Origin of the sequence: Olavius algarvensis spirochete endosymbiont (genome assembly GCA_900608495.1) — a bacterium.
Classification (GTDB): domain Bacteria; phylum Spirochaetota; class Spirochaetia; order DSM-2461; family DSM-2461; genus UBA2779.
Map to the genome: position 1 here is coordinate 1 of UWYT01000226.1, position 294 is coordinate 294.

The window sequence follows — 294 nt, forward strand, 5'->3', positions numbered from 1 at the left end:
TGCCGGCAAAGGTGGTTACCACCCCCTCCGGCGTGATTTTCCGGATGCGGTGGTTCTTTCGATCTGCCACATAGACATTGCCGGATGAGTCCACAGCCACACCGGTGGGGTAGTTAAGCTGCGCCGTGCTGACCAAGGTGCTTACCACCCCCGCCGGAGTGATCTTCCGGATGCGGTTGTTGGCATAATCTGCCACATAGACATTGTCGGATGAGTCCACAGCCACGCCGCAGTGCTGGCGGTGGCATCCTCAGAACCCGCTGTGCCACTGCCGGCAAAGGTGGTTACCACTCT

General features: G+C 59.5%; 1 protein-coding gene. It reads right to left on the bottom strand.

The genetic code is table 11. The annotated features are described in order from the left end of the window. A partial coding sequence (locus S1OALGB6SA_RS06625; RefSeq protein WP_230204474.1) for an NHL domain-containing protein occupies positions 1–220 on the bottom strand: 220 nt, incomplete at its 3' end. Positions 221–294 lie beyond the last annotated feature (74 nt).